Origin of the sequence: Rubritalea sp., from assembly GCF_039830215.1 — a bacterium.
Lineage (GTDB): Bacteria > Verrucomicrobiota > Verrucomicrobiia > Verrucomicrobiales > Akkermansiaceae > Rubritalea.
Map to the genome: position 1 here is coordinate 1 of NZ_JBDOPO010000088.1, position 2,468 is coordinate 2,468.

General features: G+C 47.0%; 1 protein-coding gene and 1 pseudogene. Both read right to left on the reverse strand.

Going from position 1 to position 2,468, the window contains the following annotated elements; translation table 11 throughout:
- Window positions 1-49: 49 nt before the first annotated feature.
- A complete protein-coding gene (gene brxL, locus ABGY95_RS02785; protein WP_347440167.1) occupies window positions 50-2,107 on the reverse strand; it encodes a BREX system Lon protease-like protein BrxL in 2,058 nt (685 codons plus the stop codon).
- 15 nt (window positions 2,108-2,122) lie between these two features.
- Window positions 2,123-2,468 (reverse strand): annotated as a pseudogene (locus ABGY95_RS02790) (BREX-1 system phosphatase PglZ type A); the annotation flags it as partial.

The following is a 2,468-nucleotide window of genomic DNA, read 5'->3' on the forward strand; positions in this document are numbered from 1 at the left end:
ATGGGATATTCGCTCGGGTTGGTTTGCATGGTCAGTTGGGATGAATACTCTAATCTTCCACCTTGAGATAAGTAATCTCACATTCCTTGGTAAGGCGTTCCTCTTGTTTGAGTGAACTCAGTGAGAAGGCACCACTTTCGTAGCGTTGGAAGATATCGAGCCCTCGGTCTAGCGATATCTTCCAGCCATTATCGCTTTGAATGCTGCGGGCGTGGAAGCTGGATTCATTTTCGTATGCAAAGGTGAATGTCACTTTTGAACTTTCGGAGGATGCTTGTACTTCCTTCAACCAACCGTCCTGCTTTTCACAATAGTCTGGGGCAGATTGTGTCACCAGATGAAGGTGCGCTTCTTCACCGTCGGGGGTTATCTCATTCACCATGGCCACAAGTTCGAGAATGTTTTTCACTTGGTGGAACATCCGAATGTATGGGTCGCGAATGACGATTCGCTTCGAGCCTTTGAGGTGCTTGGCAAAGAGTCGGTTGTAGCTGTAGCCTTTGATGTTTTCAGGGACTACAAGGTGTTCACCAGATACTAGCTCTTCTTCTTTTAAGGCTGGCTCTATCGGTTCTTTAGCAACTGGGGTATGGATATGAGGTGCCGAGTCGGTTACCGGTTCTTCCGTGTCAGTAGCTGTCTGTGCTGCGAGGTCAGGGTATTGTAATTCCTCCAGTGTTTCCACCTGGGTCACCTTGCCATGCGTGTCTGTGTAACTAAACTCTACCTCTGCATAGGTTTTATCAATACGCATCAGTTGATCCTTCACACGTTTACGTCCTTCAATTGAGAACTTCAGAACTTCTTCGATTTCCTCATCGGTTGCCTCTTCATGCGGGAAGAGGATCTTCATCAATCCTGAGAAGGTCTTATGAATTCCGTCTCTATCGCGTGTTGATATATTCGAGGACAAGGTGAACTTGTCCTTATACTTGTCCGAGTAATCGTGATTTCGGAGGGAGCGAAGAATCTCTGCGATGTAATCGACGACGAACCCATGGTCATTGGAGAACATCTCACCTCGGATGATATCTACTTCCCAACCCGGAATGTAGAAATGTAGTCTGTCGAGGAAGGCCGAGTCATAGAATTTATCTGGCAAGTCAACGAAGAGGTCGGAGTGCTTCAGCATATAGGGAATCGTGTGCTGGGTGTTGCCTACGAAAACCATGGAGGCTTCAGCTCCCAAAGTTTCGACACCACGCGAGAAGGACTTGTTCGCCATGTAGTTCTTCATGATATCTACTAAGCCCTTGTTGACACTCTTTTCTTTGCCCGCAAATTCGTCGAAGGCTACCGTATCCCAGTAGCCCACGAGGCCAAGCTTTCCGGTGGAATTGTTGACGAAGAGTTTCGGTACGGTGACCTCGCCGCCTGAGATGAGAATCCCATGTGGTGAAAACTCAGAATAGATGTGAGATTTGCCCGTCCCTTTTGGCCCAAGCTCGATGAGGTTGTAGTTGCGTTCACAAAATGGGATCAGACGAATCAGCTGTGTGAGCTTACTACGCTTACCCAACATTTCCGGGTTGAAGCCAATACTTTGAATGAGCAAATCGATCCACTCGTCAGTGGTGAATTGCCTACGAGCTTCGAGGTAGCTATCGTAATCGAAGTTTGAAAGCTGGATGGGTTTGATTGTGCTTAAAATCCAAGGGGAGACATTGCGGTCCTCGGTATGTTCGTACTCTACATCTGCGATACACCAGACTCCACTGACTAGGAGCTTAGGGTGTGCTTTGATGGTGCCAGAATCGATAAGTACTTCCTTGATCCCCAAATTAGCAAACTTGGCTTCATAGCAATCCTTCTTGTCATTCAGAGCTACGGAGATTTTATCGATGACCTTGTAACGGCCACGTTCCTTAATATTCGCACGGATGAGTCCAGCTTCATTACGGTGCACATAGTGGTTCATGAGAATTTCGCGCACTGTCTCGATGCCGGACTGTACGGAGTCTTCATCACTCGTGGCGCAGTATTGGCCAAGCAAGTACTCGAGAACATAGGAGGGGACAATCGCGTTCCCTTTTACGGTTTTTACCAAATCCTTCCGAACAACTAGTCCTTCGAAATGGTCACAGATTTTTTGATTGAGAGCTTTCATTGGGTATTAGCTGAGTTAGAAGTCAAAGTCACTAGAGATAGAGCGGCGAATTTTATAGCGGAGCGATTTATATTCTTTGTAATGGCTGGATTTAGCATTTTTTTCTTCAAGCTTGAGGATGACTTCCTCGCCATTGTGAGACTCAGCTTCTTTGCTCAGGAGGAAGCGCACCTTTAGTTCACGTTCTCTGGCATGCTCAGAGCTTAAGTCGAATATGAGTTCGTGGCTATCTGAGATGAGTTCACCATCTGTGGAGTATATCCCGGCTCGCATGCTGCGCGGCTGTATTTTGTCCGTCACCGCCTCTGTTTGGTAGAATGTCACTGAAACTTGGCCAGTAGTGATGATCTCATTACCACTC